Raw genomic sequence first — 25,071 nt, 5'->3', positions numbered from 1 at the left:
ACCATGATGTCGCAAGCGCCACTATTACAGCAGCATTTGCAGGCGGCGCTGGCGCGTCTGCCACAAGAGATTGACCGCCAGACGTTAAGCCCTGAGGCTCAGGCTGTTCTGGCGTTTAGTGATTTTGTTTGTGACAGCATGGCGGCCTATCCCGCATGGCTTGAAGAATTACAGCATTCTCCACCGCTTGCCGACGAATGGCAGGACTACGCGGCCTGGCTGCAGCAAGCGTTGCAGGAGGTCGATAGTGAACCCGCATTAATGAGCGCACTGCGCCTGTTCCGCCGTCGCATGATGGTGAGAATTGCCTGGTCACAGGCGTTGCAGCAGGTGCCGACTGAAAGCTCCCTCCAGCAATTAAGTGCCCTTGCAGAAACGTTGATTATCGCCGCCCGTGACTGGCTTTATGCAGCATGCTGCCGCGAGTGGGGCACGCCGTGTAACCAGGCGGGTGTCGCACAACCGCTGATGATACTCGGGATGGGCAAACTTGGCGGTGGGGAGCTGAATTTCTCCTCCGATATCGACCTGATTTTTGCCTGGCCGGAAAACGGTTCAACCCAGGGTGGGCGCCGTGAACTGGACAATGCCCAGTTCTTCACACGCCTCGGCCAGCGCCTGATTAAAGTCCTCTATCAACCGACGCAAGACGGCTTTGTTTATCGCGTCGACATGCGCCTGCGTCCGTTCGGTGACAGCGGCCCGTTGGTAGTGAGCTACGCCGCATTAGAAGATTATTACCAGGAACAAGGCCGCGACTGGGAACGCTACGCGATGGTTAAAGCGCGTATCATGGGCGATAACGATGACGCATGGAGCCAGGAGCTGCGCAACATGCTGCGGCCTTTTGTCTTCCGTCGCTATATTGATTTCAGTGTTATTCAGTCGCTACGAAACATGAAAGGGATGATTGCCCGTGAAGTGCGTCGCCGAGGGTTGACCGATAACATCAAACTCGGCGCGGGCGGCATTCGTGAAACTGAGTTTATCGTCCAGGTATTCCAGCTTATTCGTGGCGGGCGCGAGCCATCTTTGCAGTCGCGCTCTTTGCTACCCACTCTTGAAGCTATCCAGCATTTACACCTGCTGCCAGAAGAAAATGCCGTAAAACTCAATGCGGCCTATTTATACCTTCGCCGTCTCGAAAACCTGCTGCAAAGCATTAATGACGAGCAAACGCAGACTTTGCCTGGCGATGAGCTGAACCGTGCTCGCCTGGCGTGGGGCATGAATGCGCAAACCTGGGACGAGCTGCAAGTCACCTTGCAACAGCATATGAGTGCCGTGCGCCAGGTGTTTAACGAATTGATTGGCGATGACGAACCGGAACCGGGTGAAGATAAGCTCGCTGAAGCCTGGCGTGAGCTATGGCAGGATGCGCTGGATGCTGATGTGAACACGCCGGTTCTCGAGCATTTAACGCCGCAAGCGCGGGGTGAAGTTTTACGCCTGGTGAGTGATTTCCGCCAGGACACTGACAAGCGCACCATTGGGCCGCGTGGCCGTCAGGTGCTGGATCAACTGATGCCACGCTTGCTGTGTGAGGCCTGTTCCCGCAGCGATGCACCGTTGCCATTGTCTCGTTTAACACCGCTGTTACTCGGCATAGTTACGCGCACGACTTATCTTGAGTTGCTGACGGAATATCCGGGGGCGCTTAAACACCTGATTACGCTGTGTGCTGCGTCACCGATGATTGCCAGTCAACTGGCGCGTTACCCGCTTCTGCTTGATGAACTGCTCGATCCGAATACCCTTTACCAACCGACCGCCACCGATGCTTATCGTGATGAGTTACGCCAGTATTTGCTGCGCGTGCCGGATGACGATGAAGAACAGCAGCTAGAAGCGTTGCGTCAGTTTAAACAGGCACAGTTGCTACGCGTGGCGGCGGCTGACATTACAGGCACACTGCCGGTGATGAAAGTGAGTGACCACTTAACCTGGCTTGCTGAAGCGATGATTGACGCTGTTGTCCAGCAAGCCTGGGCGCAAATGGTCTTGCGATACGGCCAGCCGAAGCACTTACAGAACCGTGAAGGGCGCGGTTTTGCGGTTGTCGGCTACGGCAAACTCGGCGGCTGGGAGCTGGGTTATAGCTCCGATTTGGATCTGGTATTCCTGCACGATTGCCCATCGGATGTCATGACCGATGGCGAGCGTGAAATTGATGGTCGCCAGTTCTATTTGCGTCTAGCGCAACGTGTTATGCACCTGTTTAGCACCCGTACTTCCTCAGGTATTTTGTATGAAGTGGACGCACGTTTACGCCCCTCTGGCGCGGCGGGAATGCTCGTCACCACCACTGAAGCCTTTGCTGATTATCAGCAAAACGAAGCCTGGACCTGGGAGCATCAGGCCCTGGTGCGGGCGCGAATTGTCTATGGCGATCCGCTGCTTAAGCAGGAGTTCGATGCGATTCGCCGCAAGATTTTGTGTGTACCGCGTGAAGGTGAAAAACTCCAGACTGAAGTGCGGGAGATGCGTGAAAAAATGCGCGCGCATCTGGGTGGGAAAACGCGTGAACGCTTTGATATTAAAGCCGATGAAGGTGGCATTACCGATATTGAGTTTATCACTCAATATCTAGTATTACGTTATGCGGCGCAGGCCCCAAAATTGACGCGTTGGTCTGACAATGTGCGCATTCTGGAATTAATGGCGCAAAACGACATCATGAGTGATGACGAAGCGAAAGCGCTGACGCATGCTTATGTCACGTTGCGCGATGAACTTCATCACCTGGCATTGCAAGAGCTGCCTGGAAACGTGGCAATGGATACATTCACTCAAGAGCGCGAGCAGGTATTAACAAGCTGGCGTATGTGGCTGAGTGAGCCGCAAACACGCGCATAAGATTAATTGTGATATTATCCGCGACAAAATTTTATCCCTCTCTGGAGAGTCAGGAATGAAAGTAACGCTGCCCGAATACAGCCGTGCAGGCGTCATGGTAGTTGGTGATGTGATGCTGGATCGCTACTGGTATGGCCCTACAAGCCGCATCTCCCCGGAAGCTCCGGTACCAGTGGTGAAAGTCGATAACATTGAAGAACGTCCTGGCGGCGCGGCTAACGTGGCAATGAATATTGCTTCGTTGGGTGCTAATTCTCGCCTGGTGGGTTTGACGGGCATCGACGATGCTGCGCGGGCACTCAGCCAGACGCTGGCCGGTGTGAACGTTAAGTGCGATTTCGTTTCGGTGCCGACTCATCCGACAATCACCAAACTGCGTGTACTTTCCCGCAACCAACAGCTGATTCGCCTCGATTTTGAAGAAGGCTTTGAAGGTGTTGATCCGGAACCTTTGCACGAGCGTATTAGCCAGGCTTTGCCGCACATTGGCGCGCTGGTGCTTTCTGACTACGCAAAAGGCGCGCTGGCAAGTGTTCAGCATATGATTAGCCTTGCGCGTGCTGCAAACGTTCCTGTGCTTATCGATCCGAAAGGAACCGACTTTAATCGCTATCGCGGTGCTACGCTGCTAACGCCAAACCTCTCTGAATTTGAAGCGGTTGTTGGCAAGTGTAAGAACGACGAAGAGCTGGTGGAACGCGGTATGAAGCTCATCGCTGAATACGATCTTTCTGCTTTGCTGATCACCCGTTCTGAACACGGCATGACACTGCTGCAACCGGGTATTGAACCGTTCCATCTGCCGACGCAGGCGCAGGAAGTTTACGATGTGACCGGTGCAGGTGACACGGTCATTGGCGTACTGGCGGCAACGCTTGCTGCGGGTAATTCGCTGGAAGAAGCATGCTACTTTGCCAATGCAGCGGCAGGCGTAGTGGTGGGCAAACTGGGTACTTCTACCGTTTCGCCAATTGAGCTGGAAAACGCAGTGCGTGGTCGTGCGGATTCAGGTTTTGGCGTGATGACCGAAGCTGAGTTAAAAGTTGCTGTGGCGAACGCGCGTAAACGCGGTGAAAAAGTCGTAATGACTAACGGCGTTTTCGACATTCTTCACGCAGGCCACGTTTCGTATCTGGCGAATGCCCGCAAACTTGGCGACCGCCTGATTGTTGCGGCAAACAGTGATGCTTCAACCAAACGCCTGAAAGGTGAAACCCGCCCGGTAAACCCGCAGGATCAGCGCATGATCGTGTTAGCAGCACTGGAAGCGGTGGATTGGGTGGTGTTGTTTGAAGAAGATACTCCACAACGCTTGATTGGCGAGATCTTGCCTGACCTGCTGGTCAAAGGTGGCGATTACAAACCGGATGATATTGCCGGGAGTAAAGAAGTCTGGGCCAACGGTGGTGAAGTGATGGTGCTGAATTTTGAAGATGGTTGCTCAACCACGAACATCATTAAAAAGATTCAAAGCCACGACGCATAAGCCCCGCAAAGTACAATAAAAAACGCCCCTGGTCAGGGGCGTTTTTTACATCTGTGGTTCGGTCGGCGGAGTAACTTCCGGTGCCTGAACGCTACGGCTCTCAAGCTCGGTTAAACGCTGCTCCAGTAACGCCAGTTTTTCTCGGGTGCGCAGCAGTACTTGAGTCTGCACATCAAACTCCTCGCGGCTTACCAGATCCAGACGGGTTAACTGTGACTGCAAAACCTGACGTACTTTCTTCTCGACATCATCCCCGAATTCACGAATCCCTTTCGGCATTGACTCGTGGACCTGGCGTGCGATCTGTTCAATTTTTTTCGGGTCAATCATAGTGGCTTCCATCATCTTACGGGATTGTCATACGCGATTAGTTTTAATTGTAATGCCTGTTAGGCTCGTTAGAAACCCGAAATGTTATAAGGTTTGGCGTTGCCAGAGAAAATCATCGGCGTTATAGTAAGTCTGCTTATTCTCAGGGCGGGGTGTAACTCCCCACCGGCGGTAAATCAGCAAACGCTGAAAGCCCGCGAGCGCTCCAGAGCAATCTGGAGGTCAGCAGATCCGGTGTAATTCCGGAGCCGACGGTTAAAGTCCGGATGGGAGAGAGTAACGACTAAGCTCAAGCTTTTAAGCCTGCTCACGTTATTTTTATAGCTCCTAAGACTGCCCTGATTCTGGTAACCATAATTTTAATGAGGTTTTTTTACCATGAATCAGACGCTCCTTTCTGCATTTGGCACCCCTACACAACGCGTTGAACATGCTCTTGAAGCACTGCGTGAAGGCCGCGGGGTAATGGTTCTTGACGATGAAGATCGCGAGAACGAAGGCGACATGATTTTCCCAGCGGAAACCATGACCGTTGAGCAAATGGCTCTGACCATTCGCCACGGTAGCGGTATTGTTTGCCTGTGCCTGACCGAAGAACGCCGTAAACAACTCGAATTGCCAATGATGGTTGAGAACAACACCAGTGCCTATGGCACAGGGTTTACTGTGACTATCGAAGCTGCAAGCGGTGTGACTACCGGTGTTTCTGCTGCAGACCGTATTACGACTGTGCGTGCCGCGATTGCTGATGGCGCAAAACCAAGCGACCTGAATCGCCCAGGCCATGTGTTCCCGCTCCGTGCTCAGCCTGGTGGCGTGTTAACTCGCGGTGGCCATACTGAAGCAACCATTGATTTGGTCACGCTTGCGGGTTTCAAACCTGCTGGTGTGTTGTGTGAGTTGACCAACGATGATGGCAGCATGGCGCGTGCACCAGAGTGCATCACCTTTGCCCGCCAGCACAATATGGCTGTTGTGACGATTGAAGACCTGGTGGAATACCGTCAGGCTCATGAACGCAAAGCCAGCTAACTCTCGCTAAAAAGCAAAAAGCCCGGTTTTTCTACACCGGGCTTCTTTTTTAGCCGATTCCGTTGCTTTGTAGCAACGTCAGACTAAACCCCATCACCGCCATACCGCAAAGAACGCCGTAACTCGGATTGTTATGCGGGTCGATTTCTTTCGCAAGCGGCATCAGTTCATCGACCGACAGCGCCACCATAATGCCCGCGACGGCAGCCATAATTGCCGCCATTAAAACAGGCGAAATCATCGGGCCTAAGATCAGCCAGGCCAACACGCCCCCCAGAATTTCTGCCAGCCCGGAAATCCCTGCCCAGAAGATAGCTTTGCGCTTTGAACCCGTAGCCGCGTAGACCGGGCCTGCCACAGCCAAACCTTCAGGAATATTGTGCAATGCCACTGCTAGCGCGATCCCCATGCCTAATTCCAGGTTGCTGCTGGCGGTAACAAAGGTCGCCACACCTTCTGGGAAGTTATGCAGGCTAATACCAAGAGTCAGCAACAACGCGGTGCGGCGTAAATTACGCGGCTGCGGTTTGCTGTCCATTAAATCTTGTGGATGCGCATGGGGCAGGGCGCGGTCAAGTGCGAAGTAACCCAGCAAACCCAGCATAAACATGCCATAACCCAGTACCGGCGACATTCCCTCGGTGTGAAGTGCGGCAGGCAGCATTTCCATAAGCGAGATAAGCAACATAATGCCCGCTGCAAAGCCAAGAGAAAATGCCAGCACACGGTTTGATGGCTTCTGGCCGAGCACGCCAAGAAAAGCACCAATAAAAGTGGCTCCCCCTGCTAATAGGGTCAGGATCAAGGGTACTGACATTTATCACTCCTTTTGATAATGATTCTCATTCATATTAATGGGCGATGTGATAAAAATCGAGAGCCAGTTGAGAAGCTTTACACATCGCTTACATTCAAATTTCCTGAAGATCTTCATCATGCTTATCTAAGTTCTTCAAAACACAAAAGCGCGTACTGTGGTGTTTATAAACTGAATGACCTGATTAAAGGACACCACCATGAAAACTCAACGAATGCCTGCGCTGTTCCTAGGACACGGTAGCCCAATGAACGTGCTGGAAGATAACCAATATACCCAGGCCTGGCGCCATTTGGGAGAGACCTTACCGCGTCCAAAAGCAATTGTGGTGGTATCTGCGCACTGGTTCACTAAAGGCACGGGTGTTACGGCAATGGAAACGCCAAAAACTATCCATGATTTCGGTGGTTTCCCACAGGCCTTGTACGATACCCATTACCCGGCACCGGGTTCCCCTGCGCTTGCACAACAGTTAGTTGACCTTCTGGCACCCGTTCCGGTGATGCAAGACAAAGAAGCCTGGGGATTTGATCACGGCTCCTGGGGCGTGCTTATTAAGATGTACCCGAATGCCGATATTCCAATGGTACAGCTCAGTATCGACAGCACTAAACCGGCGGCATGGCATTTTGAGATTGGCCGCAAGCTGGCGACATTGCGCGATCAGGGCATCATGCTGATTGCCAGTGGTAACGTGGTTCATAACCTGAGAACTGCGCGCTGGCACGGTGAAAACACGCCATATCCATGGGCTGAGTCATTTAACCAATATGTGAAAGACAATCTCACCTGGCTTGGGCCGGTAGCCGAACACCCTCTTGTGAATTACCTGGAGCATGAAGGCGGATCGCTATCTAATCCAACAGCGGATCACTACCTGCCGTTGTTGTATGTTCTCGGGGCATGGGATGGCAAAGAGCCAATTACGCTGCCGACAGACGGTATTGAGATGGGATCGTTGAGTATGCTTTCTGTTGTTATCGGATAAAAAAAGGCGCGAATTTCGCGCCTCAGATTGCTTGCAAAGGTAGATAAACGGGTTTTGTAGGGTGGATTAGCGTAAGCGACATCCACCAATTTATGTCGGATGTCGCTTACGCTAATCCGACCTACGAAGGCGAAAATCTAAACCTTTTTATTGTTACTCTACAAACACATGCGGATAGAAGCGCGAAAGATCCTGAGTGATCAGCTCGCGATCTTCACGAATACCAATACCCGCAGGTTGATCGTTGATAAGCCAGCTGCCGATCAGCACATAACTGTCACCAAATTTTGGCAACTGATAGAACTCCTGCACGATCATGCCTTCATCTCCGTAAGGGCCATCAACACGGGCAATTTCTTCGCCGTTTTCGATGATCTTCACATTCGCACCTTCGCGGGAGAAGATGGGCTTCACAACGTACTTATCCATCGCCGGATAGTTATCTTCAGCGAAATAAGCAGGCAGCAAGTTTGGATGATTCGGGAACATTTCCCACAGCATTGGCAGCAACGCTTTGTTGGAGATAATGCTCTTCCAGGCAGGTTCCAGCCAGCGAACGCCAGCATCTTCGAGTTTGGTGGAGAACATTTCACGCAGCATGAATTCCCACGGATAGAGCTTGAACAGGTTACTGATAACCTGATCCTGCACATCCGTGAACTGGCCTTTCTCACCCAGACCAATTTCTTCCATGTAAACAAATTCGCTCGCCACTTCAGCTTCGGCTGCACAATCTTGCAAATACTGGACAGTACCGCGATCTTCTACAGTGTCCTGGCAGCAGGCAAAATGCACCAGGTTGAAACCGTGTTGCTGTTTTAATTCAGCAAAACGCTCAATGATCTTCTCTTGCAGGCTGTTGAATTGATCGCTTCCCGCAGGCAAATTCCCAGCCTGAACCTGGTCTTCAAGCCAGATCCACTGGAAGAATGCCGCTTCGTATAAAGACGTTGGCGTATCGGCATTGTTTTCCAGAAGCTTAGGTTCACCAATCCCATCCCACGCGATATCCAGGCGTGAGTAAAGAGACGGCTGCTGAGTGCGCCAGGACTGACGTACAAATTCCCAGGTGTGCTTAGGAATGCGGAACTTAGCCAGCAGCTCATCGCTACTCACTACTTTGTCCACAACTTTCAGGCACATCTGGTGCAGTTCAGCGGTGACTTCTTCCAGGCGTTCAACTTGAGGGAGCGTTAGTTTGTAATATGCGTCTTCACACCAGTACGGCTCGCCATACATGGTGTGAAAGTTAAAACCGTATTCAGTGGCTTTCTCGCGCCAGTCCGGGCGCTCAGTAATCGCAATTCTTTCCATAATTTCTTAGCCACCCATGGAGCGAGAAGAACCTGTTGCGCTGTTGCTGCGCTGCATAGTTGATTGTTTGGCGACTGAGTCACCGAAACCGCCACGAGTTACAGTGCTTGTGGTTGCAGGTTTTGGCGCCATGGCTGTTTTTGGAACTGTAGCCGTACGGCCTGGTGTGGCTGCACCATAGCTTTTGCCGGTGGCATCCGCATATTTACCGTAAGCCGGGCTCGCTGGATTTTTAGAACTAAACAATGGTTGCTGCGCGAAGCCCGCTCCGCCGCCCATCAGACGACCCATCATGTAGCCCGCCATCAGCGGCATCCAGAAGCTGCCACTTTGTTGTGGCTGAGCCTGTGCTTGTTCACCTGCCATGCTGGCTTGTGCAGGGGCTTGCTGACATTGGCCTTCACCAAACTCAGCAATACATTCTTCGCGCGAAGCGTATTTCGGTGCGGTACGTTCTGCTTCTTTCAGCGCGTTGTTAAAGGCAGTAGTACATTCAGCACTTTTACCAGGGTTGGCCTGCGAGCAGTCATCCGCGTTTTGATACATGGAAACTGTTTCGTCATTTTGTTCGCAACCGGCAAGCATAAACACAGCGGTAACCGCCAGTGCGACCGGCGTTAAATGGCGGGCGTTCCAGCTTTTGCGGAACGATGCGTGATTTATGATTTTTGTCCGTTTCATTGTTCTGTCCTGAGCCCAAAGGAATGAAGCTAATATTGCGTTTAGAATAGGGGATGAATGGTTGAAATTAAAGCGATGACGGCTGTTTGGAGGGAGATCTTTACTTTGCCTTACGTTCGGCTGCGTAAGTTGTGACGGGGGCATGTTGTCATGCCCCCGAAATACCCGATCAGTTACCGAATGGGTTAGCTGATTTTTTGTTTGTTGCAGAGACCGGAGTGGCTTTTGCTGGTGTTGCCGTCTCAGTGGTTGCTGCTGTATCAGCTGAGTAACCATCTGCACGAGCGTTCTGGTCTGGCGTTTCTGGCGCGACACTTTCGGCAGTAGTTGGTACTGGTTTGCCTAATGTGCCGTTCAACGCAATCAAATCTTGTTCGTTAAGCGTACCCAGAGCTGATTTAATATTCAGCTGGTTGATCAGGTAGTTATAACGAGCACTAGAGAGCTGTTGTTTTGCGTTATACAGCGTAGTCGTCGCATCCAACACATCAACGATGGTACGTGTACCCACGGAATAGCCTGCTTCCATTGCATCTAAAGAGCTTTGGGCAGAGACAACAGCTTGTTTATAGGCGTTGATGGTACTGATAGAGGCGTTAACGTTGTTAAACGAAGAACGAACTGTTTGCACCACGCTACGATGTGCGCTTTCCAGTTGCTCACTTGCGCCTACAAAGTTGTATTGCGCTTGTTTCACCTGAGAAGTTACAGAACCGCCGCTATACAGTGGCAGAGAGAAATTCAGACCGATTTTATTCTGGCCTACACCTTGGTCACTATACGCTTGGCTAGTGGTTTTAGAGCCGCTGTAGTCAGTGTCAGAAACACCTGTCGAAGCGGTTAAGCCCACGGTTGGCATATGGCCAGTTTCAGCGTAACGAATTTGCTCGCGTGCTAAGTCCTGAGACAGACGTGCCTGTAACAATGCCAGGTTACGCTTTTCTGCTTCTTTCAGCAGATTATTCACCGCGTCAGGCTTGTTGGTTTTGAAGCCATCAACGTTCAGCGAAGCCAGAGACGGATAGTAGTTACCAGTGACCTGGCGCAGCGTTTCTACCGCGTTATCCAGATTATTCCGTGCAGTCACTTCGTTCGCTAATACGTTATCGTATTGTGCACGGGCGTTCTGAACGTCTGTGATGGCTACCAGGCCTACGTTAAAGCGCTGAGTAGTTTGATCTAACTGGCGATAAATAGCCTGTTTCTGTGCTTCTGTGTAGGAGAGGGCGTCAATGGCACTCAACACATTGAAATAGGCAGTCGCTGTATTCAGGATCAGCGTTTGCTGGTCAGTTTGATAAGTAACATCCTGGATACCGGCAGATTTTTCTTGCAGGGTAAGCGCACGCCATTTCGACATATCAAAAATAGTTTGCGTTAATTGCAAAGAGGCACTGGTCGTATTGGAGTCGATGCCATTCGAATCACGGAAGCCATTGCTGTATTCATAATCAGCACCAAGGCCGAGCTGTGGCAGTAATGGGCTTCTTGCTTCGTTGATTTTTTCGAATGCGGCATCACGGTCAGCAGCGGATTTACGTAAGTCCGGGTTGCTTAAACGTGCCTGCTGATAAACCTGCATCAGGTTTTCTGCCTGGCTCATGGCACTGAAACCCGTTAGGCTCAGACCGATAAGAATTGGGAGCAGTTTCTTCATTTGCATTCCTTGTTGTGAAGCAGAAATTGTTTGTTAGCGCTGACAAGAGCCGAAAATGATCGCCGATTCTAGCAGAGTCTGCCAGCTGGGAAGCTTGGCGTAATGTGCCATCTGCCCTTAATTTTCATCAATCTACCACATAGGAAATGAAACGGCAGTCATACCAACTTGAATTCGCACATTTCATGACCATAAAAATATCAGGAAACCAATATGACTAAGCAAAAAGATCAACTTGTCACGTTAGGTAAAAACGATGTTGAAATTATTGCACGGGAAACGCTTTATAGCGGTTTTTTTTCGCTAGATCTTTATCGCTTCCGCCATCGCCTGTTTAATGGCGAAATGAGTGGTGAGGTTCGGCGTGAAATTTTAGAACGCGGGCACGCTGCAGTACTGCTACCCTATGACCCTGTGCGAGACGAAGTTGTATTGATAGAGCAGATTCGGATTGCTGCCTATGACACCAGCGAAAGCCCGTGGTTGCTCGAATTGGTTGCAGGAATGATTGAAGAAGGTGAAAGCGTCGAAGACGTTGCACGCCGTGAAGCCGTCGAAGAAGCAGGTTTGGTTGTGGGTCGAACTAAACCGGTTATCAACTACCTGGCAAGTCCGGGTGGGACCAGCGAGCGTTTATCTATCCTTGTGGGAGAAGTTGATGCTTCGAACGCGCAGGGTATACATGGTCTGGCAGATGAAAACGAAGATATTCGTGTTCATGTCGTGAGCCGGGAACAGGCTTATCAGTTAGTAGAAGAAGGGAAAATCGACAACGCAGCTTCAGTCATCGCACTGCTTTGGCTGCAATTGCATCATGAGAAATTAAGAGCCGAGTGGAACAATTAAACATGAAGCGCTACACACCTGACTTCCCGGAAATGATGCGCCTGTGCGAAACCAATTTCGCGCAACTACGACGCCTGCTTCCTCGTAATGATGAGGTAGGTGAAAAAGTCACTTATCAGGTCAGTAGCGCCCAATATCGACTCATTATTCTTGAGTCGACACGTTATACAACTCTTGTGCAGATCGAACAAACGGCCCCAGCGGTGAGCTACTGGAGCCTACCATCGATGTCGGTGAGGCTATATCATGACGCGATGGTCGCGGAAGTGTGTTCAAGTCAGCAGATCTTTCGCTTCAAAGCGCGTTATGATTATCCTAATAAAAAGTTGCATCAACGCGACGAAAAGCATCAAATTAACCAGTTTCTAGCCGATTGGCTGCGTTATTGTTTGGCGCATGGAGCGATGGCGGTTCCGGTTTGTTAGTGAGGGTGAAACCTAAGGACACCATTTGGAAAGCCTGTTAAATCTTCCTGTGGCCGGTGGGGGCCAGATCAGGATCTTGCAAATTACAGATACCCACCTGTTCTCTGGAAAGAACGAAACGCTGCTTGGTATCAATACCTGGATGAGTTATCAGGCTGTTATTGACGCCATCCTCGCTGAGCAGCGTCATTATGACCTTATCGTTGCAACTGGGGATTTGGCCCAGGATCACAGTGCGCAAGCCTACCAACACTTTGTTGAAGGCATCGCGGAGATTCCTGCGCCCTGCGTTTGGCTCCCTGGTAACCACGATTTCCAACCGGCGATGTTCAGCTCGTTGCTGGAAGCAGGAATTTCCCCGGCTAAACAAGTTTTCTTAGGTGATAGCTGGCAAATTTTGTTGCTGGACAGCCAGGTGTTTGGTGTTCCACATGGTGAATTGAGTGACTATCAGCTCGACTGGCTGGAGCGCAAGCTCTCCGGTGCGCCTGAACGCCATACTCTATTGCTGTTACATCATCACCCAGTCCCTGCGGGCTGTAGTTGGCTGGACCAACATAGCCTGCGCAATGCCGCTGAGCTTGATAACGTACTGCAAAAATTCCCAAAAGTGAAAACTCTGGTGTGTGGGCATATTCATCAGGAGTTAGATCTCGACTGGAATGGTCGGCGCATGCTGGCAACACCTTCGACTTGCGTGCAATTCAAACCTCACTGCTCCAACTTCACACTCGATACCATCGAGCCGGGTTGGCGTTGGTTGGAACTTCATCCAAACGGTGAGGTGACCACGGAGGTTTGCCGGCTGAAGGGTGCGGTATTTAACCCTGATACCGCGTCAGAAGGTTATTGATGTCAACGCTACTTTACTTACACGGCTTCAACAGTTCGCCGCGTTCAGCCAAGGCCACCAGTTTCAAAGCGTGGCTTGCGCAGAACCATCCGCATATCAATATGATTGTACCGGAACTTCCACCGTATCCTGCCGATGCGGCAGAGTTGCTGGAGTCGTTGGTGCTGGAGCATGGTGGCGAACCGTTAGGTGTAGTTGGCTCGTCTTTAGGCGGCTATTACGCCACCTGGCTGTCGCAATGTTTTACGCTCCCAGCAGTAGTGGTAAACCCCGCAGTCCGGCCTTTTGAATTGCTGGTGGATTATCTCGGCACCAACGAGAACCCCTACACCGGGCAGCAATATGTGCTAGAGTCTCGCCATATTTACGATCTTAAAGTCATGCAAGTTGACCCGTTAGATTCGCCAGATCTCATCTGGCTGTTACAACAGACGGGCGACGAAGTGCTTGATTATCGCCAGGCGGTTACGTACTACACCCCCTGTCGCCAGACGGTAGAATCCGGTGGCAATCACGCCTTTGTAGGCTTCGAAGATTATTTCACACAGATCGTCGACTTTCTTGGCCTGCACTAAGGCCTGATGTCGGATTCTTGTTTCGCTATCTGAACGAATAAACCATGACGCAATCCAGTTATAACGCCGATGCCATTGAGGTACTCACCGGGCTTGAGCCTGTTCGCCGTCGCCCCGGGATGTACACCGACACCACCCGTCCAAACCATTTGGGCCAGGAAGTCATTGATAACAGCGTGGATGAAGCGCTGGCAGGCCATGCGAAGCGTGTTGATGTTATTCTCCATGCCGACCAGTCATTAGAAGTCATTGATGACGGGCGCGGCATGCCGGTAGATATCCACCCGGAAGAGGGCGTTCCGGCGGTCGAGCTTATCCTTTGTCGCCTGCATGCGGGCGGTAAATTCTCCAACAAAAACTACCAGTTTTCTGGTGGTCTGCACGGTGTGGGCATTTCTGTCGTTAACGCCTTGTCAAAACGTGTTGAAGTCACTGTGCGTCGAGATGCGCAGGTTTACAGCATCGCGTTTGAAAACGGCGATAAAGTCCAGGAACTGGCGGTGGTCGGCACTTGCGGCAAACGCAACACCGGCACCAGTGTTCACTTCTGGCCAGATGCTTCGTTCTTCGACAGCCCACGTTTCTCCGTTTCTCGTTTAAGCCATTTGCTGAAAGCCAAAGCGGTACTTTGCCCGGGTGTAGAGATCACTTTTACCGATAAAGTGAACAACACCGAGCAGCGCTGGTGTTATCAGGATGGTCTGCAAGATTATCTGTGCGAAGCGATAAACGGCCTGCCGACGCTTCCGGAAAAGCCATTTGTCGGCAACTTTGCCGGTGATGTCGAGCAAGTTGACTGGGCGCTGCTGTGGCTCCCGGAAGGCGGTGAGTTGCTGACGGAAAGCTACGTCAACCTAATCCCAACCATGCAGGGCGGTACTCACGTCAACGGATTGCGTCAGGGTCTGCTTGATGCGATGCGCGAGTTTTGCGAATACCGCAATATCCCGCCGCGCGGCGTAAAGCTATCTGCTGAGGATATCTGGGAACGTTGCGCCTACGTGCTCTCCGTTAAAATGCAGGACCCTCAATTCGCCGGGCAAACCAAAGAACGCCTGTCATCACGCCAGTGTGCGGCATTTGTTTCCGGTGTTGTGAAAGACGCATTCAGCTTGTGGCTGAACCAGAATATTCAGATTGCAGAGCAACTCGCTGAGCTGGCTATTTCCAGCGCCCAGCGCCGTATGCGTGCCGCCAAAAAAGTGGTGCGTAAGAAACTGACCAGCGGCCCGGCATTGCCTGGCAAACTGGCTGACTGTTCTGCACAAGATTTAAGCCGCACCGAATTGTTCCTGGTGGAAGGGGATTCAGCAGGCGGTTCTGCTAAACAGGCTCGTGACCGTGAATACCAGGCGATCATGCCGCTCAAAGGTAAGATCCTCAACACCTGGGAAGTCTCGTCGGATGAAGTGCTGGCATCACAAGAAGTGCATGATATTTCTGTCGCGATCGGTATCGATCCAGACAGCGAAGACCTGAGCCAACTGCGCTACGGTAAAGTTTGTATCCTTGCGGATGCGGACTCCGATGGTTTGCACATCGCCACACTGCTGTGCGCCTTGTTTGTGCGCCACTTCCGCTCCCTGGTTCGTGGTGGTCACGTCTATGTCGCGATGCCACCGCTTTACCGTATCGACCTAGGTAAAGAGGTTTACTACGCGCTGGATGAAGAAGAAAAAGCAGGCGTGCTTGAGCAACTTAAGCGTAAGAAAGGGAAACCGAACGTACAGCGCTTTAAAGGGCTGGGCGAGATGAACCCACTGCAATTACGTGAAACCACGCTTGACCCAAATACTCGCCGCCTGGTGCAGCTCACCATTGACGATGAAGACAACGACAAAACAATGGCAATCATGGATATGTTGCTGGCGAAGAAGCGTTCTGAAGATCGTCGTAACTGGTTGCAGGATAAAGGCGATATGGCAGATCTCGACGTCTAATATCCCTAAGAGTAAATTGATACATTAGCTTAGCTTTGAGCATGGAAGCTCTGGTCAGGCTGTAAAATATCAGAACCAGCTCGTAAGATTTAGTGTGAAAATTATTTTTTGATTTCCGGCAATTATATCGAATTGTCGGAAATCGATCCTTTGCGGTATCGAAGTAAAACCCCTCCTATGCCCCCAATGTATCCAAAAAATCGGATAAAGGAACCGGGCGGTGATACAAATAGCCTTGCTGATAATCAACGTTGTTCTCATGCAAATATTTTGCCTGCTCTTCAGTTTCAACACCTTCCGCAATAACTTTTAAATTCAGTGATTTTGATAATGAGACAACATTTTCTACGATATGGTGAGAGATAGCATCAAGACCAATCATTTTAATAAAACTACGGTCAATTTTGATATAACTTACTGGGAATTTTTGAAGGTAGTGGTGAGTGGCGTACCCTGTTCCAAAATCGTCAAGCGCAAAAAGAATATTTAGATTCTTAAGCGCCACAGCACCCTTTACCGCAATTTTAGCATCAGTATTAAAGTTTCTTTCTGTTATTTCAAATATGGTGGTTATCGAATTACAACTTTCTTTAAATGATCTACTTTTGGTAACGAGCTCCGGATCTTCTAGATGTTCAGGAGAGATATTAATTGATAAGTGAAAATCTTTTGGCAGTTTATGTGCCTTGTCTTGTAAGATTTTTTGCACATTTTCAAGTAATTGATGCGTTACCTTTCACAATGATACCGCTTGATTCCATCGCCGGAATAAATGTATTTGGGGGAATGAGCCCCATTGTTGGATGTTTCCATCGAAGAAGTATTTCACAACCAATGATTTTTTTGTTTTTTGTGTCCATTATAGCTTGCGCAAAAGGTATGAATTCATTTTTTTTCATGGCGCGGAGCATATATCTTTTAGAAAGAAAATTATAATGAGAAAACGATTGGAGGAACATAAAAGAAAAAACAATAAATGTTATAATACCTATTGGTAATCCTGCTTGAGTTATTACCCTGATGATTTTTTCTTGTAGAGTTGTATATTGCTCAATATAGAGTACGCCGCTTAAGATCTCTTTATTAGTATGGTTGGAATAAATTCCACCTTTATTTTTAACTATAGAGGAAATATATTTATTGGAAATGTCATTATCACTGGAAATTATAATTTTGTTATTCTTGTCAAAAACTGTTACGTGATAATTATTATCATTGCTTTTGACTATTTTATTTATATAATCGAGGTTGAGATCAAGTGATATAGCCCCTTTGAATTCATCTTTATTATAAACAGGCGCTGTAACTGTTAGTATCTGCCCCTTTCCAGCAATATCAATATAGGGTGTTGTGATTTTTACTTCACGTTCAGGATTGTTTTCTGGTGTAATTAAACTCCAGAATGGATCGGTGTACATGCCAGGATTAAAGTAATAAGTGCTAACCTCTTTTTTAGATGAATATGGAGCGATATAAACGAATGAGTTTTTTGAGGTGTAGTAAATCCATGAATATAATTTTGTAAAGTAGCCATTCCCTACGTCAATGTTAAGAGATGCTGCAGCATTTGCTTCATTTTTTATATCAGCATCTAACTTCTCATAAGAACCAAGACCACTAATCATTCCGCCAGTAATATTATTGTGAGGTGTTATTTTAAAATGCCAATTCTCTGATGAGCTATTGTTATTTTTTGGCATTGAAATTTGATTGTAATTATTGCTGGATTGTAAGTTAATTTCCATCTGTTTTCGCAGCATTTCACATAACACAATGCTTACGTTTATTTTTTCACTTATGTTTTTTATATATGAATCAACTGTTTCATTTATACTAACAGTATCTTTTTCCCAATATGAGCCCAACATAGCAGCAACGCAAACAACCCAAATTACTAACAATAGATGCTTTTTATTCATTATTTATGAGGTATTTATAAGTATTTATGCGTTATTATTAAGTAATTAGATTATGTATTCAATGTTTTGATTTGATTATTTCTAAGGGGCATTATTTTACACGTGGCTTGAAAGCAAATGAGTACCAGCGGAAAGCATTGAATCAAGTATTCGTGGTGCTGCCTCAGATAGTGATTTCAAATATGAAAAAGTTAATATAATTTTAATCAATAATGGTGAATTGAATAAAAATATTGAGAAATAACATCCAGTTTTCCACGAAGGAAATAAAACCTGTCACATCAACAGACATCCTTAATCTGACTGAAAAAATAGAGGCCCACTTTGCTTTTCTGGGCTGCTGATTTTCACTTCCCGAATCAGGTTCGCCGGTTAAAAAATCATGGCTCTGGGTTTTCATCCCAGATAGCTCCGTTTCCCTTGCGCATGACCCTCCTCACATTTTTCCGGTTTGCAGCTTGAAATAGTAATACTCCATCCGCTATTCTTTTTTGGAGTTAAACTTCATTTAGGTTTGCAAGGCGGAGCAGAATGTCACTACTAACAAAATTAGAACAAGGCGTGCGTGATTGCGGGGGGCTTATCGTCTCCTGCCAGCCCGTACCCGGAAGCCCAATGGACAGGCCTGATATCGTGGCAGCAATGGCGCAAGCAGCTGTATCTGCGGGAGCTGTTGCCATCCGCATTGAAGGAATCGCCAATCTGGAGGCGGTACGGCCACTTATTTCAGTTCCCATCATTGGCATTATGAAACGCGACCTGGAAGACTCCGCGGTGCGCATCACTCCGTTTTTGCATGACGTTGATGCGCTCGCAAAAGCCGGGGCTGACATTATTGCCTTTGACGCAACATTCCGCCCACGCCCGGTGGCTATTGATGAACTGATCGCACGTATTCACCATCATGGATTACTGGCAATGGCAGACAGCTCAACGGTAGAAGAAGGCCTCAACTGCAAACAAAAAGGTGTCGAGTTCATTGGCACAACGATGTCTGGTTACACTACTTCAGTTACGCCTGAAGGACCGGATCTGATGATGGTGTCAGAGTTAAGCGCCGCTGGCTGCCGCGTCATTGCTGAAGGTCGTTACAATTCACCTGAGCTTGCATCACAGGCTATCAATCATGGCGCATGGGCTGTTACTGTTGGTTCAGCCATCACCCGTATTGAACATATTTGCCAGTGGTTCAGCGATGCCGTTAAGCGCTAAGCCGGAGAAAACGATGAACACACTTGCCATTGATATCGGCGGCACAAAACTGGCCGCGGCGCTTATCAACTCGCAGCATGAAATCTCTTTACGCACGGAGATCCCTACTCCGGCAAATGCTGAGCCTCGAGCACTTGAGCAGGCTTTGGCTCATTTGGTTGCAGCCTATGAGGGGAAAGCACAGCGAGTGGCGATTGCCTCTACAGGTATTATTGATAACGGAATTCTTACCGCGCTAAATCCAGATAATCTCGGTGGCCTGAATCATTTCCCGTTGCAGGCGACGGTTGAACGCCTCACAGGGTTGCCGTGCGCGGTTCTCAACGATGCGCAGGCTGCAGCCTGGGCAGAATATTGCCATCTTTCAGCTCAATTCAAACACGTTACGTTTATTACGGTTTCCACTGGAGTAGGTGGCGGCATCGTTATCAATGGCGAGCTGCTAACGGGTCCTCATGCCTTCGCAGGCCACATTGGACACACTCAGGCCGATCCTAATGGCCCAATGTGTGGTTGCGGACGCGTTGGTTGTGTTGAGGCTATAGCTTCCGGGCGCGCTATTGCAGCAGGGGCCCAGCATGATCTTTTGGGCAAAAATGCCCGTGAAATCTTTGCTTTGGCACAAGAAGGTAACGAGCAGGCACAACAGCTATTTGCGCGTTCAGCACAGGCGATTTGCCAACTAATCGCCAATCTTAAAGCTCTGCTGGATACCGAATGCATCGTGCTAGGCGGCAGTGTCGGACTTGCTCCGGGTTACCGTCTACAGGTGGAAAAGCAGCTCGCAACACTACCCGCGGCATTCCATGTTCCTGTTTATTCCGCTCACTATCAGCATGATGCGGGGTTAATGGGGGCTGCCCTCTGGTCTGAATATCACGCAGTCTGATCGTTTATAAAATTTAAAATTCAGACAGTTACCTCATCCTAATAAAACCATAAGTAGGAAAGTGCCATAATGACTCATTCTTTCGGCATCTTTAATTACGTTGTTCTTTTCGGCTATTTACTAGCCATGATGTTAGTCGGTGTCTATTTTTCAAAGCGGCAGAAAACGGCTGATGATTATTTCCGTGGCGGCGGCCGAATTCCTGGCTGGGCTGCGGGTGTTAGTGTATTTGCCACCACGCTAAGCTCGATTACTTTTATGTCCATTCCAGCCAAGGCATTCACCACTGACTGGACGTTTATTCTCGGCCAATATCTGGTTATTGCCATATTGCCGGTGGTCTTTTACTTCTATATTCCATTCTTCCGTAAGCTAAAGGTAACCTCTGCCTACGAATATCTTGAAGCTCGTTTCGATGTTCGTAGCCGCTTATTCGCCAGCCTCTCTTTTATGATGTTTAACATAGGCCGTATCGCCATTATCACTTACTTAACGGTGTTGGCTCTGCGACCATTTATTGGTATTGACCCAATCGTTTTGGTGCTACTGATTAGTGTTATGTGCATTATCTATACCTGGATGGGCGGTATTGAAGGGGTTATCTGGACTGACGTTATTCAGGGATTGTTGTTATCGGGCAGCGCGGTCCTTATTTTCATCGTGATTTGCTTCAAGGTACAGGGCGGGTTCGGTGAGATTTTCACCGTGACACAACATGCCGATAAATTCTTCCCAGCGTCACAGTTCCGCTGGAGCTGGACAGAAAGTACCGTGCCAGTTCTGATGATTGGTTTCTTGTTTGCCAATATTCAGCAATTTACCGCCAGCCAGGATGTGGTACAGCGCTATATCGTGACGGACTCCATTGAGGAGACGAAGAAAACACTGTTCACCAACGCTAAGCTTATCGCCATTATTCCAATTTTCTTCTTTGCCATCGGTTCGGCTCTGTTTGTTTACTACAAACAAAACCCAAGTCTATTACCAGCAGGCTTTAATATCGGGGGGATTTTGCCGCTATTCGTGGTGACGGAAATGCCTACAGGTATTGCCGGTTTGATTATCGCCGCTATTTTTGCTGCTGCGCAGTCCAGTATCTCAAGCAGCCTGAACAGTATCTCCAGTTGCTTTAACTCCGATATTTATCAAAGACTGAGCAGCAAAAAAAGAACCCCAGAAAACAGCATGCGCATGGCGAAACTGGTGATCCTTATTGCCGGGCTATTTAGTAGTGCTGCGACGATATGGTTGGTGATGGCGAATGAATCAGAAATCTGGGATGCCTTTAACAGCTTGATTGGGCTGATGGGTGGCCCGATGACGGGTCTGTTTATGCTGGGGATTTTCTGCAAACGCGCCAATGCGGGTAGTGCAACTCTTGGCATTGTGGTCAGTATTGTAGCGGTTCTGTTTGCCCGCTATGCCACAGACTTGAATTTCTTCTTCTATGGCGTGGTTGGCTGTCTGAGTGTGGTTATCAGTGGCGTTATTTTCGCCCCATTATTTGCTTCAGCGCCAGCGCTGACGCTTGATGAAACACGTGAATAAAAGGTGACATCATGATTTTAGGACGAATTTCAGAGCTCAGTGCTCAGACTGGTATTGCACCTCAGTTATTGGCCATTATTAAGCAGGCACTGGCGATGCATCCGGAAACACTAAGTGCGGGCCGCCATGAAATAGACGGCGACGATATCTTTATGAATGTTATGAGCTTTGATACCTCAGAACCGCAGAGCAAGCGTTACGAGCAGCATCGCGAATATCTTGATATTCAGGTGTTACTCAGTGGCCAGGAGCGCATTGATTTTGGCCCGTTTGGTGCGGCAATAGAGCCAGATGTTTATCACGAAGATGATGATTATCTGCTTTGCGATGAGGTTGCTCCTTGCCAGACTTTGCATATGCGACCCGGAATGTTTGCGATATTTCTTCCGGGCGAGCCACATAAACCAGGTTGTATCAGCGAAACGGCGCAGTCTATTAGCAAGGTAGTCATCAAAGTGCATTATCGCTGTCTATAACACGATGTTTTAACGTCATAATAATATTAAGCAGTAAATGAGTTCTTCTTTGACGGCGCAATGTACGCATACCCCCTATGCTTACATCGCGCTTTTTTTAATGCCACAGACTTGTTACGCTCTCAACCATTCAATATTGCAGGCTTTTTGCCATATCACGCACTCAAGAGCAGGAAATTATGGAGTCTCAAGTCCAACGCCTTAAACCCGGAAAAATCCTCGACACACTGGGTGCGATGCAAAATAGCCTGACGCGTGTTTCACAGCGGATCGCGCACTATATTTTGACCTCTCCACAGCAGGTCACTCAGCTCTCTATTGCCGAGTTGTCACGCGAAACACAGGCTGGCGAAGCCACCGTCATTCGTTTCTGTCGCACCCTGGGTTACAAGGGTTTTCAAGACTTTAAAATGGATTTGGCCATTGAGTTGGCTACAGTGGATACCGATACCAGTAGCCCGTTGTTAGATGGGGAAATCAGTGAGTCAGACGATGCGCGCACCATTGGTTTGAAACTGCAAAGCACCATTAATAATGTGTTGTCTGAAACCCTAAATTTGCTGGATATGAATCAGGTTAATCAGGTCGTCGACGCATTACGCACCAGCAACTCGGTTTACATTTTCGGTGTTGGCTCGTCGGGAATTACTGCAGAAGATATGAAGCATAAGCTGATGCGTATTGGTTTGCGGGTCGATGCTGTTACCAATAATCACTTTATGTATATGCAGGCCACATTACTCAAAGCGGGTGATGTGGCGATTGCTATCAGCCACACCGGAACATCTCCGGAAACGGTCCATGCCCTCAAACTTGCCAGACAAGCGGGAGCAACCACCGTAGCTCTGACCCATAATTTAGGTTCCCCGTTAATCGAAGTAGCAGATTTTAGCCTGATCAACGGTAACCGCCAGGGGATGCTGCAAGGCGATTCGATCGGTACTAAGACAGCACAACTATTTGTGTTGGATTTGCTCTACACCTTGCTGGTGCAGGCTGCGCCAGAGCAAGCTCGCGAAAGTAAGTTGCGTACCATGGATGCACTTAACATCGCAAAGTAATGCCACATTAGCGGCATTGATCACACTTCAACGTATTAAGCCATTTTAGCGATGCCACGATGGTTGCATCACTCCATTTGCCGCCTTAGTATAGAGTTAAACTTCATAATCACAAATCATTAGAAGTAAAACTCCAAAGAGGCTTGCATGGAAAAGTTAACTGGCTTAATCGCCGCGCCACACACCCCATTTACCGCTGATGGAAGTGTTAATTATCCGGTTATTGACCAAATTGCCGCGCATCTGATTGAGCAAGGCGTTAAAGGTGCCTATGTGCTGGGGACTACCGGTGAGGGTATTCATTGCTCGGTCGATGAGCGCAAAAAAATTGCAGAACGTTGGGTGAGTGCAAGTGCGGGTAAACTGAGTATTACTTTGCATACAGGTGCTCTGAGTATCGCGGACTCCGTTGAACTTAGCCGCCACGCTGAAACTTTGGATATCTTTGCGACCTCAGTAATTGGTCCTTGCTTCTTCAAGCCAGGCAACATTGAAGACTTAGTGGAATACTGCCGTATTAATGCGGCGGCAGCACCATCTAAAGGTTTCTACTATTACCATTCTGGCATGTCTGGTGTGAATCTCGATATGGAGCAATTTTTACAGGTTGCAGCCGATCGTATTCCTAACCTCACTGGCATGAAGTTTAACTCCAGCGATATGTATGAGTATCAACGCTGTGTGCGCGTCAATAACGGCCAGTTTGATATTCCATTTGGTGTTGATGAGTTTTTACCTGCGGGCCTGGCATGTGGTGCAGTTGGCGCAGTTGGCAGTACCTATAACTATGCAGCGCCGTTGTATCACCGCCTGATTGATAGCTTTAATCGTGGTGACCAGGCAGATGTTGCAGGTTGCATGGATAAGGTCATCGCTATCATCCGCGTGCTGGTGCAGTACGGTGGTGTTGCGGCTGGGAAAGTTGCGATGAAACTGCACGGCATTGATGTAGGTGACCCGCGTCGTCCGCTGCGCCCAATGACTGAGCAACAAAAGCAAGATGCGCTGCAAGCCTTCCGCAAGGCTGATTTCCTTTAATCGGCTAGCAATATTCTGGTTTAGAAAATAAAAAAGGGAGCCGGTGTAAACACCGCTCCCTCTAATCATTCGGTAAACCCAATTACTTAATTGCGTCTTCCAGAATATGGATATGAACGTCCAGAACGTCGCCTTTAACAGTGACGCTGTGATCTTTCATGTGTTGTGTTTGCAGATGAGCTTCCAGGTGAGCCACGCTCTCCCATTTTTCCAGCATAAACACAGAATCTGGTGCAGTAGTCTGGAACGCGACTTGTGCGTTATGGTCGATGAGTGGCGCATAACCAAAGCAGCCTTCCTCTTCGAGCACGGTAGGAATAATTTTTGCAAACGCGTCCAGTACAGCCTGGCGATGGTGAACACCAGGACGGGTACGAATTTCAGCTATTACTGTAATCATGTTCAACTCCTTGTTGTCGACATAAGACAGTTAAGCAAAAACTCGGCCCAGATGCTCGCGGTATTGCGCGATAAAACGCGGTACATCAGGCGCTTTCATTACGTCGTTGGCGATAAAGGTCGGCAGACCTTCCATTCCAAGGAACTGGTTAGCTTTGTGGAATGGCAGGTAAACACCATCCACACCAACACCGTGGAAGAACTGTTCTTTGTCTTCAAATGCTTGCAGCGGGGCGTTCCAGGTCAATGACAGCATGTAAGTTTTGCCCTGGATCAGGCCGCCGGAACCGTATTTTTTCTCTGCATCTGAACGGGTACGACCATCGCTTGCATACAGTGAGCCATGACCTTCAGTAAATACATCATCAATGTACTTCTTCATAGTCCACGGTGCGCCCATCCACCAGCCTGGCATCTGGTAAATCACGGTATCTGCCCACATATATTTCGCGACTTCTTCTTTAATGTCGTACTCGCTGTCGGTACGTGTGACCTGAACATCATGCCCGAGGTCGCGCAAAAAGCTTTCCGCGACGTCGGTCAGGGTGTCGTTAAGTTGGCCGTTAGAATGGGCGAATTTTTTCGCACCATTGATAATCAGAATATTGCTCATAGTTAGTCCTCGAATAATTGCGTCTGGCGCGGAGTTTACCGTGATCATTGTCACAGTTAAATGCCATATACAGGCAAAGACTTTTGCTAAAAACGCAATAATCAGAGGGCTGAATC

The 25,071-nt window shown here is 48.9% G+C and carries 25 protein-coding genes and 1 riboswitch; of the genes, 15 read left to right on the top strand and 10 right to left on the bottom strand.

Translation table 11 applies throughout. The features are described from left to right. The first annotated feature begins 6 nt into the window (after positions 1-6). Both glnE and hldE read left to right on the top strand, forming a co-directional pair. Complete coding sequence (gene glnE / locus AC0IXI_RS20205) at positions 7-2,856, top strand: bifunctional [glutamate--ammonia ligase]-adenylyl-L-tyrosine phosphorylase/[glutamate--ammonia-ligase] adenylyltransferase (RefSeq protein ID WP_471683255.1); 2,850 nt, start codon at positions 7-9, stop codon at positions 2,854-2,856. 55 nt (positions 2,857-2,911) lie between these two features. Further along, entirely contained in the window at positions 2,912-4,342 is a 1,431-nt protein-coding gene (gene hldE / locus AC0IXI_RS20200) for a bifunctional D-glycero-beta-D-manno-heptose-7-phosphate kinase/D-glycero-beta-D-manno-heptose 1-phosphate adenylyltransferase HldE (protein WP_064516066.1), read from the top strand. Positions 4,343-4,387: 45 nt separating this feature from the next. On the opposite strand, the gene ubiK is transcribed toward hldE, so the two are convergent. Further along, positions 4,388-4,672 (bottom strand): ubiquinone biosynthesis accessory factor UbiK, encoded by a 285-nt coding sequence (gene ubiK, locus AC0IXI_RS20195; RefSeq protein ID WP_064516068.1) that lies wholly within the window; start codon positions 4,670-4,672, stop codon positions 4,388-4,390. Between the two features lie 134 nt (positions 4,673-4,806). After that, a riboswitch (FMN riboswitch) is annotated at positions 4,807-4,954 on the top strand. 96 nt (positions 4,955-5,050) lie between these two features. Between ubiK and ribB the strand changes: the two genes are divergently transcribed. Then, complete coding sequence (gene ribB, locus AC0IXI_RS20190; protein WP_064556570.1) at positions 5,051-5,704, top strand: 3,4-dihydroxy-2-butanone-4-phosphate synthase; 654 nt, start codon at positions 5,051-5,053, stop codon at positions 5,702-5,704. 49 nt (positions 5,705-5,753) lie between these two features. On the opposite strand, the gene zupT is transcribed toward ribB, so the two are convergent. Beyond that, positions 5,754-6,521 (bottom strand): zinc transporter ZupT, encoded by a 768-nt coding sequence (gene zupT, locus AC0IXI_RS20185; protein ID WP_064516072.1) that lies wholly within the window; start codon positions 6,519-6,521, stop codon positions 5,754-5,756. A gap of 199 nt (positions 6,522-6,720) precedes the next feature. On the opposite strand from zupT, the gene ygiD reads away from it, so the two are divergent. Continuing rightward, on the top strand, positions 6,721-7,509 hold the full coding sequence (gene ygiD / locus AC0IXI_RS20180; RefSeq protein ID WP_064516073.1) for a 4,5-DOPA-extradiol-dioxygenase: 789 nt from the start codon (positions 6,721-6,723) through the stop codon (positions 7,507-7,509). A gap of 153 nt (positions 7,510-7,662) precedes the next feature. Here the strand turns inward: ygiD and AC0IXI_RS20175 are convergent, their stop codons facing one another. The 3 genes from AC0IXI_RS20175 to tolC all read right to left on the bottom strand — a co-directional run bounded on the left by AC0IXI_RS20175 (position 7,663) and on the right by tolC (position 11,167). Next, entirely contained in the window at positions 7,663-8,823 is a 1,161-nt protein-coding gene (locus tag AC0IXI_RS20175) for a glutathionylspermidine synthase family protein (RefSeq protein ID WP_064516075.1), read from the bottom strand. A gap of 6 nt (positions 8,824-8,829) precedes the next feature. Further along, positions 8,830-9,504 carry a DUF1190 family protein gene (locus AC0IXI_RS20170; RefSeq protein WP_064516077.1) on the bottom strand — a complete coding sequence of 225 codons (675 nt, stop codon included), beginning with the start codon at positions 9,502-9,504 and terminating at the stop codon, positions 8,830-8,832. Positions 9,505-9,673: 169 nt separating this feature from the next. Then, positions 9,674-11,167, bottom strand: a complete 1,494-nt coding sequence (gene tolC / locus AC0IXI_RS20165) for an outer membrane channel protein TolC (protein ID WP_074392033.1) — start codon at positions 11,165-11,167, stop codon at positions 9,674-9,676. A 207-nt stretch (positions 11,168-11,374) separates the two neighbouring features. On the opposite strand from tolC, the gene nudF reads away from it, so the two are divergent. Genes nudF through parE form a run of 5 tightly spaced genes read left to right on the top strand, consistent with a single transcriptional unit; the run spans position 11,375 to position 15,800 of the window. Then, the gene (gene nudF / locus AC0IXI_RS20160) at positions 11,375-12,007 is read left to right on the top strand and encodes an ADP-ribose diphosphatase (protein WP_064516081.1); all 633 of its coding nucleotides are present in this window, start codon (positions 11,375-11,377) and stop codon (positions 12,005-12,007) included. A 2-nt stretch (positions 12,008-12,009) separates the two neighbouring features. Continuing rightward, a complete protein-coding gene (locus tag AC0IXI_RS20155) occupies positions 12,010-12,432 on the top strand; it encodes a DUF1249 family protein (RefSeq protein WP_064516083.1) in 423 nt (140 codons plus the stop codon). Between the two features lie 25 nt (positions 12,433-12,457). Continuing rightward, complete coding sequence (gene cpdA / locus AC0IXI_RS20150; protein WP_064516085.1) at positions 12,458-13,285, top strand: 3',5'-cyclic-AMP phosphodiesterase; 828 nt, start codon at positions 12,458-12,460, stop codon at positions 13,283-13,285. Next, positions 13,285-13,860 (top strand): esterase YqiA, encoded by a 576-nt coding sequence (yqiA, locus tag AC0IXI_RS20145; protein WP_422569147.1) that lies wholly within the window; start codon positions 13,285-13,287, stop codon positions 13,858-13,860. The genes cpdA and yqiA overlap by 1 nt, the downstream gene beginning before the upstream one ends. A 44-nt stretch (positions 13,861-13,904) precedes the next feature. After that, entirely contained in the window at positions 13,905-15,800 is a 1,896-nt protein-coding gene (gene parE, locus AC0IXI_RS20140; RefSeq protein WP_471682989.1) for a DNA topoisomerase IV subunit B, read from the top strand. 175 nt (positions 15,801-15,975) lie between these two features. Here the strand turns inward: parE and AC0IXI_RS20135 are convergent, their stop codons facing one another. From AC0IXI_RS20135 to AC0IXI_RS20125, 3 genes are all read right to left on the bottom strand, one after another. Further along, on the bottom strand, positions 15,976-16,509 hold the full coding sequence (locus tag AC0IXI_RS20135; protein WP_471682988.1) for an EAL domain-containing protein: 534 nt from the start codon (positions 16,507-16,509) through the stop codon (positions 15,976-15,978). A 4-nt stretch (positions 16,510-16,513) separates the two neighbouring features. Next, a complete protein-coding gene (locus tag AC0IXI_RS20130; RefSeq protein ID WP_471682987.1) occupies positions 16,514-17,701 on the bottom strand; it encodes an EAL domain-containing protein in 1,188 nt (395 codons plus the stop codon). A 220-nt stretch (positions 17,702-17,921) separates the two neighbouring features. After that, entirely contained in the window at positions 17,922-18,119 is a 198-nt protein-coding gene (locus AC0IXI_RS20125) for a hypothetical protein (RefSeq protein WP_471682986.1), read from the bottom strand. Between the two features lie 131 nt (positions 18,120-18,250). On the opposite strand from AC0IXI_RS20125, the gene AC0IXI_RS20120 reads away from it, so the two are divergent. The 6 genes from AC0IXI_RS20120 (at position 18,251) to AC0IXI_RS20095 (ending at position 23,943) form a co-directional block, all read left to right on the top strand. Then, entirely contained in the window at positions 18,251-18,931 is a 681-nt protein-coding gene (locus AC0IXI_RS20120) for an N-acetylmannosamine-6-phosphate 2-epimerase (protein ID WP_471682985.1), read from the top strand. 13 nt (positions 18,932-18,944) lie between these two features. Next, positions 18,945-19,820: an N-acetylmannosamine kinase gene (nanK, locus tag AC0IXI_RS20115; protein ID WP_413499448.1), complete on the top strand. Its 876-nt coding sequence runs from the start codon at positions 18,945-18,947 to the stop codon at positions 19,818-19,820. Positions 19,821-19,886: 66 nt separating this feature from the next. Further along, positions 19,887-21,368 (top strand): sodium:solute symporter family protein, encoded by a 1,482-nt coding sequence (locus AC0IXI_RS20110; RefSeq protein WP_134187161.1) that lies wholly within the window; start codon positions 19,887-19,889, stop codon positions 21,366-21,368. An 11-nt stretch (positions 21,369-21,379) separates the two neighbouring features. Further along, positions 21,380-21,844, top strand: a complete 465-nt coding sequence (gene nanQ / locus AC0IXI_RS20105; protein WP_064516098.1) for an N-acetylneuraminate anomerase — start codon at positions 21,380-21,382, stop codon at positions 21,842-21,844. Positions 21,845-22,023: 179 nt separating this feature from the next. Further along, complete coding sequence (locus AC0IXI_RS20100) at positions 22,024-22,905, top strand: MurR/RpiR family transcriptional regulator (RefSeq protein ID WP_424222661.1); 882 nt, start codon at positions 22,024-22,026, stop codon at positions 22,903-22,905. A 147-nt stretch (positions 22,906-23,052) separates the two neighbouring features. Next, a complete protein-coding gene (locus AC0IXI_RS20095; protein ID WP_064516102.1) occupies positions 23,053-23,943 on the top strand; it encodes a dihydrodipicolinate synthase family protein in 891 nt (296 codons plus the stop codon). 82 nt (positions 23,944-24,025) lie between these two features. Here the strand turns inward: AC0IXI_RS20095 and AC0IXI_RS20090 are convergent, their stop codons facing one another. After that, on the bottom strand, positions 24,026-24,343 hold the full coding sequence (locus AC0IXI_RS20090; RefSeq protein ID WP_471682984.1) for a putative quinol monooxygenase: 318 nt from the start codon (positions 24,341-24,343) through the stop codon (positions 24,026-24,028). Between the two features lie 30 nt (positions 24,344-24,373). Further along, entirely contained in the window at positions 24,374-24,955 is a 582-nt protein-coding gene (locus AC0IXI_RS20085; protein WP_064516106.1) for an NAD(P)H-dependent oxidoreductase, read from the bottom strand. Between the last annotated feature and the right edge of the window lie 116 nt (positions 24,956-25,071).

The sequence above is a fragment of the Buttiauxella sp. AC038 genome (genome assembly GCF_979253565.1).
This window is presented reverse-complemented; position numbering and strand designations above follow the sequence as displayed.

Coding starts and splice junctions, on each gene's coding strand:
- glnE (WP_471683255.1), top strand. CDS start 7: ATGTCGCAAGCGCCACTATTACAGCAGCATTTGCAGGCGGCGCTGGCG.
- hldE (WP_064516066.1), top strand. CDS start 2,912: ATGAAAGTAACGCTGCCCGAATACAGCCGTGCAGGCGTCATGGTAGTT.
- ubiK (WP_064516068.1), bottom strand. CDS start 4,672: ATGATTGACCCGAAAAAAATTGAACAGATCGCACGCCAGGTCCACGAG.
- ribB (WP_064556570.1), top strand. CDS start 5,051: ATGAATCAGACGCTCCTTTCTGCATTTGGCACCCCTACACAACGCGTT.
- zupT (WP_064516072.1), bottom strand. CDS start 6,521: ATGTCAGTACCCTTGATCCTGACCCTATTAGCAGGGGGAGCCACTTTT.
- ygiD (WP_064516073.1), top strand. CDS start 6,721: ATGAAAACTCAACGAATGCCTGCGCTGTTCCTAGGACACGGTAGCCCA.
- AC0IXI_RS20175 (WP_064516075.1), bottom strand. CDS start 8,823: ATGGAAAGAATTGCGATTACTGAGCGCCCGGACTGGCGCGAGAAAGCC.
- AC0IXI_RS20170 (WP_064516077.1), bottom strand. CDS start 9,504: ATGAAACGGACAAAAATCATAAATCACGCATCGTTCCGCAAAAGCTGG.
- tolC (WP_074392033.1), bottom strand. CDS start 11,167: ATGCAAATGAAGAAACTGCTCCCAATTCTTATCGGTCTGAGCCTAACG.
- nudF (WP_064516081.1), top strand. CDS start 11,375: ATGACTAAGCAAAAAGATCAACTTGTCACGTTAGGTAAAAACGATGTT.
- AC0IXI_RS20155 (WP_064516083.1), top strand. CDS start 12,010: ATGAAGCGCTACACACCTGACTTCCCGGAAATGATGCGCCTGTGCGAA.
- yqiA (WP_422569147.1), top strand. CDS start 13,285: ATGTCAACGCTACTTTACTTACACGGCTTCAACAGTTCGCCGCGTTCA.
- parE (WP_471682989.1), top strand. CDS start 13,905: ATGACGCAATCCAGTTATAACGCCGATGCCATTGAGGTACTCACCGGG.
- AC0IXI_RS20125 (WP_471682986.1), bottom strand. CDS start 18,119: ATGAAAACCCAGAGCCATGATTTTTTAACCGGCGAACCTGATTCGGGA.
- AC0IXI_RS20120 (WP_471682985.1), top strand. CDS start 18,251: ATGTCACTACTAACAAAATTAGAACAAGGCGTGCGTGATTGCGGGGGG.
- nanK (WP_413499448.1), top strand. CDS start 18,945: ATGAACACACTTGCCATTGATATCGGCGGCACAAAACTGGCCGCGGCG.
- nanQ (WP_064516098.1), top strand. CDS start 21,380: ATGATTTTAGGACGAATTTCAGAGCTCAGTGCTCAGACTGGTATTGCA.
- AC0IXI_RS20100 (WP_424222661.1), top strand. CDS start 22,024: ATGGAGTCTCAAGTCCAACGCCTTAAACCCGGAAAAATCCTCGACACA.
- AC0IXI_RS20095 (WP_064516102.1), top strand. CDS start 23,053: ATGGAAAAGTTAACTGGCTTAATCGCCGCGCCACACACCCCATTTACC.
- AC0IXI_RS20090 (WP_471682984.1), bottom strand. CDS start 24,343: ATGATTACAGTAATAGCTGAAATTCGTACCCGTCCTGGTGTTCACCAT.
- AC0IXI_RS20085 (WP_064516106.1), bottom strand. CDS start 24,955: ATGAGCAATATTCTGATTATCAATGGTGCGAAAAAATTCGCCCATTCT.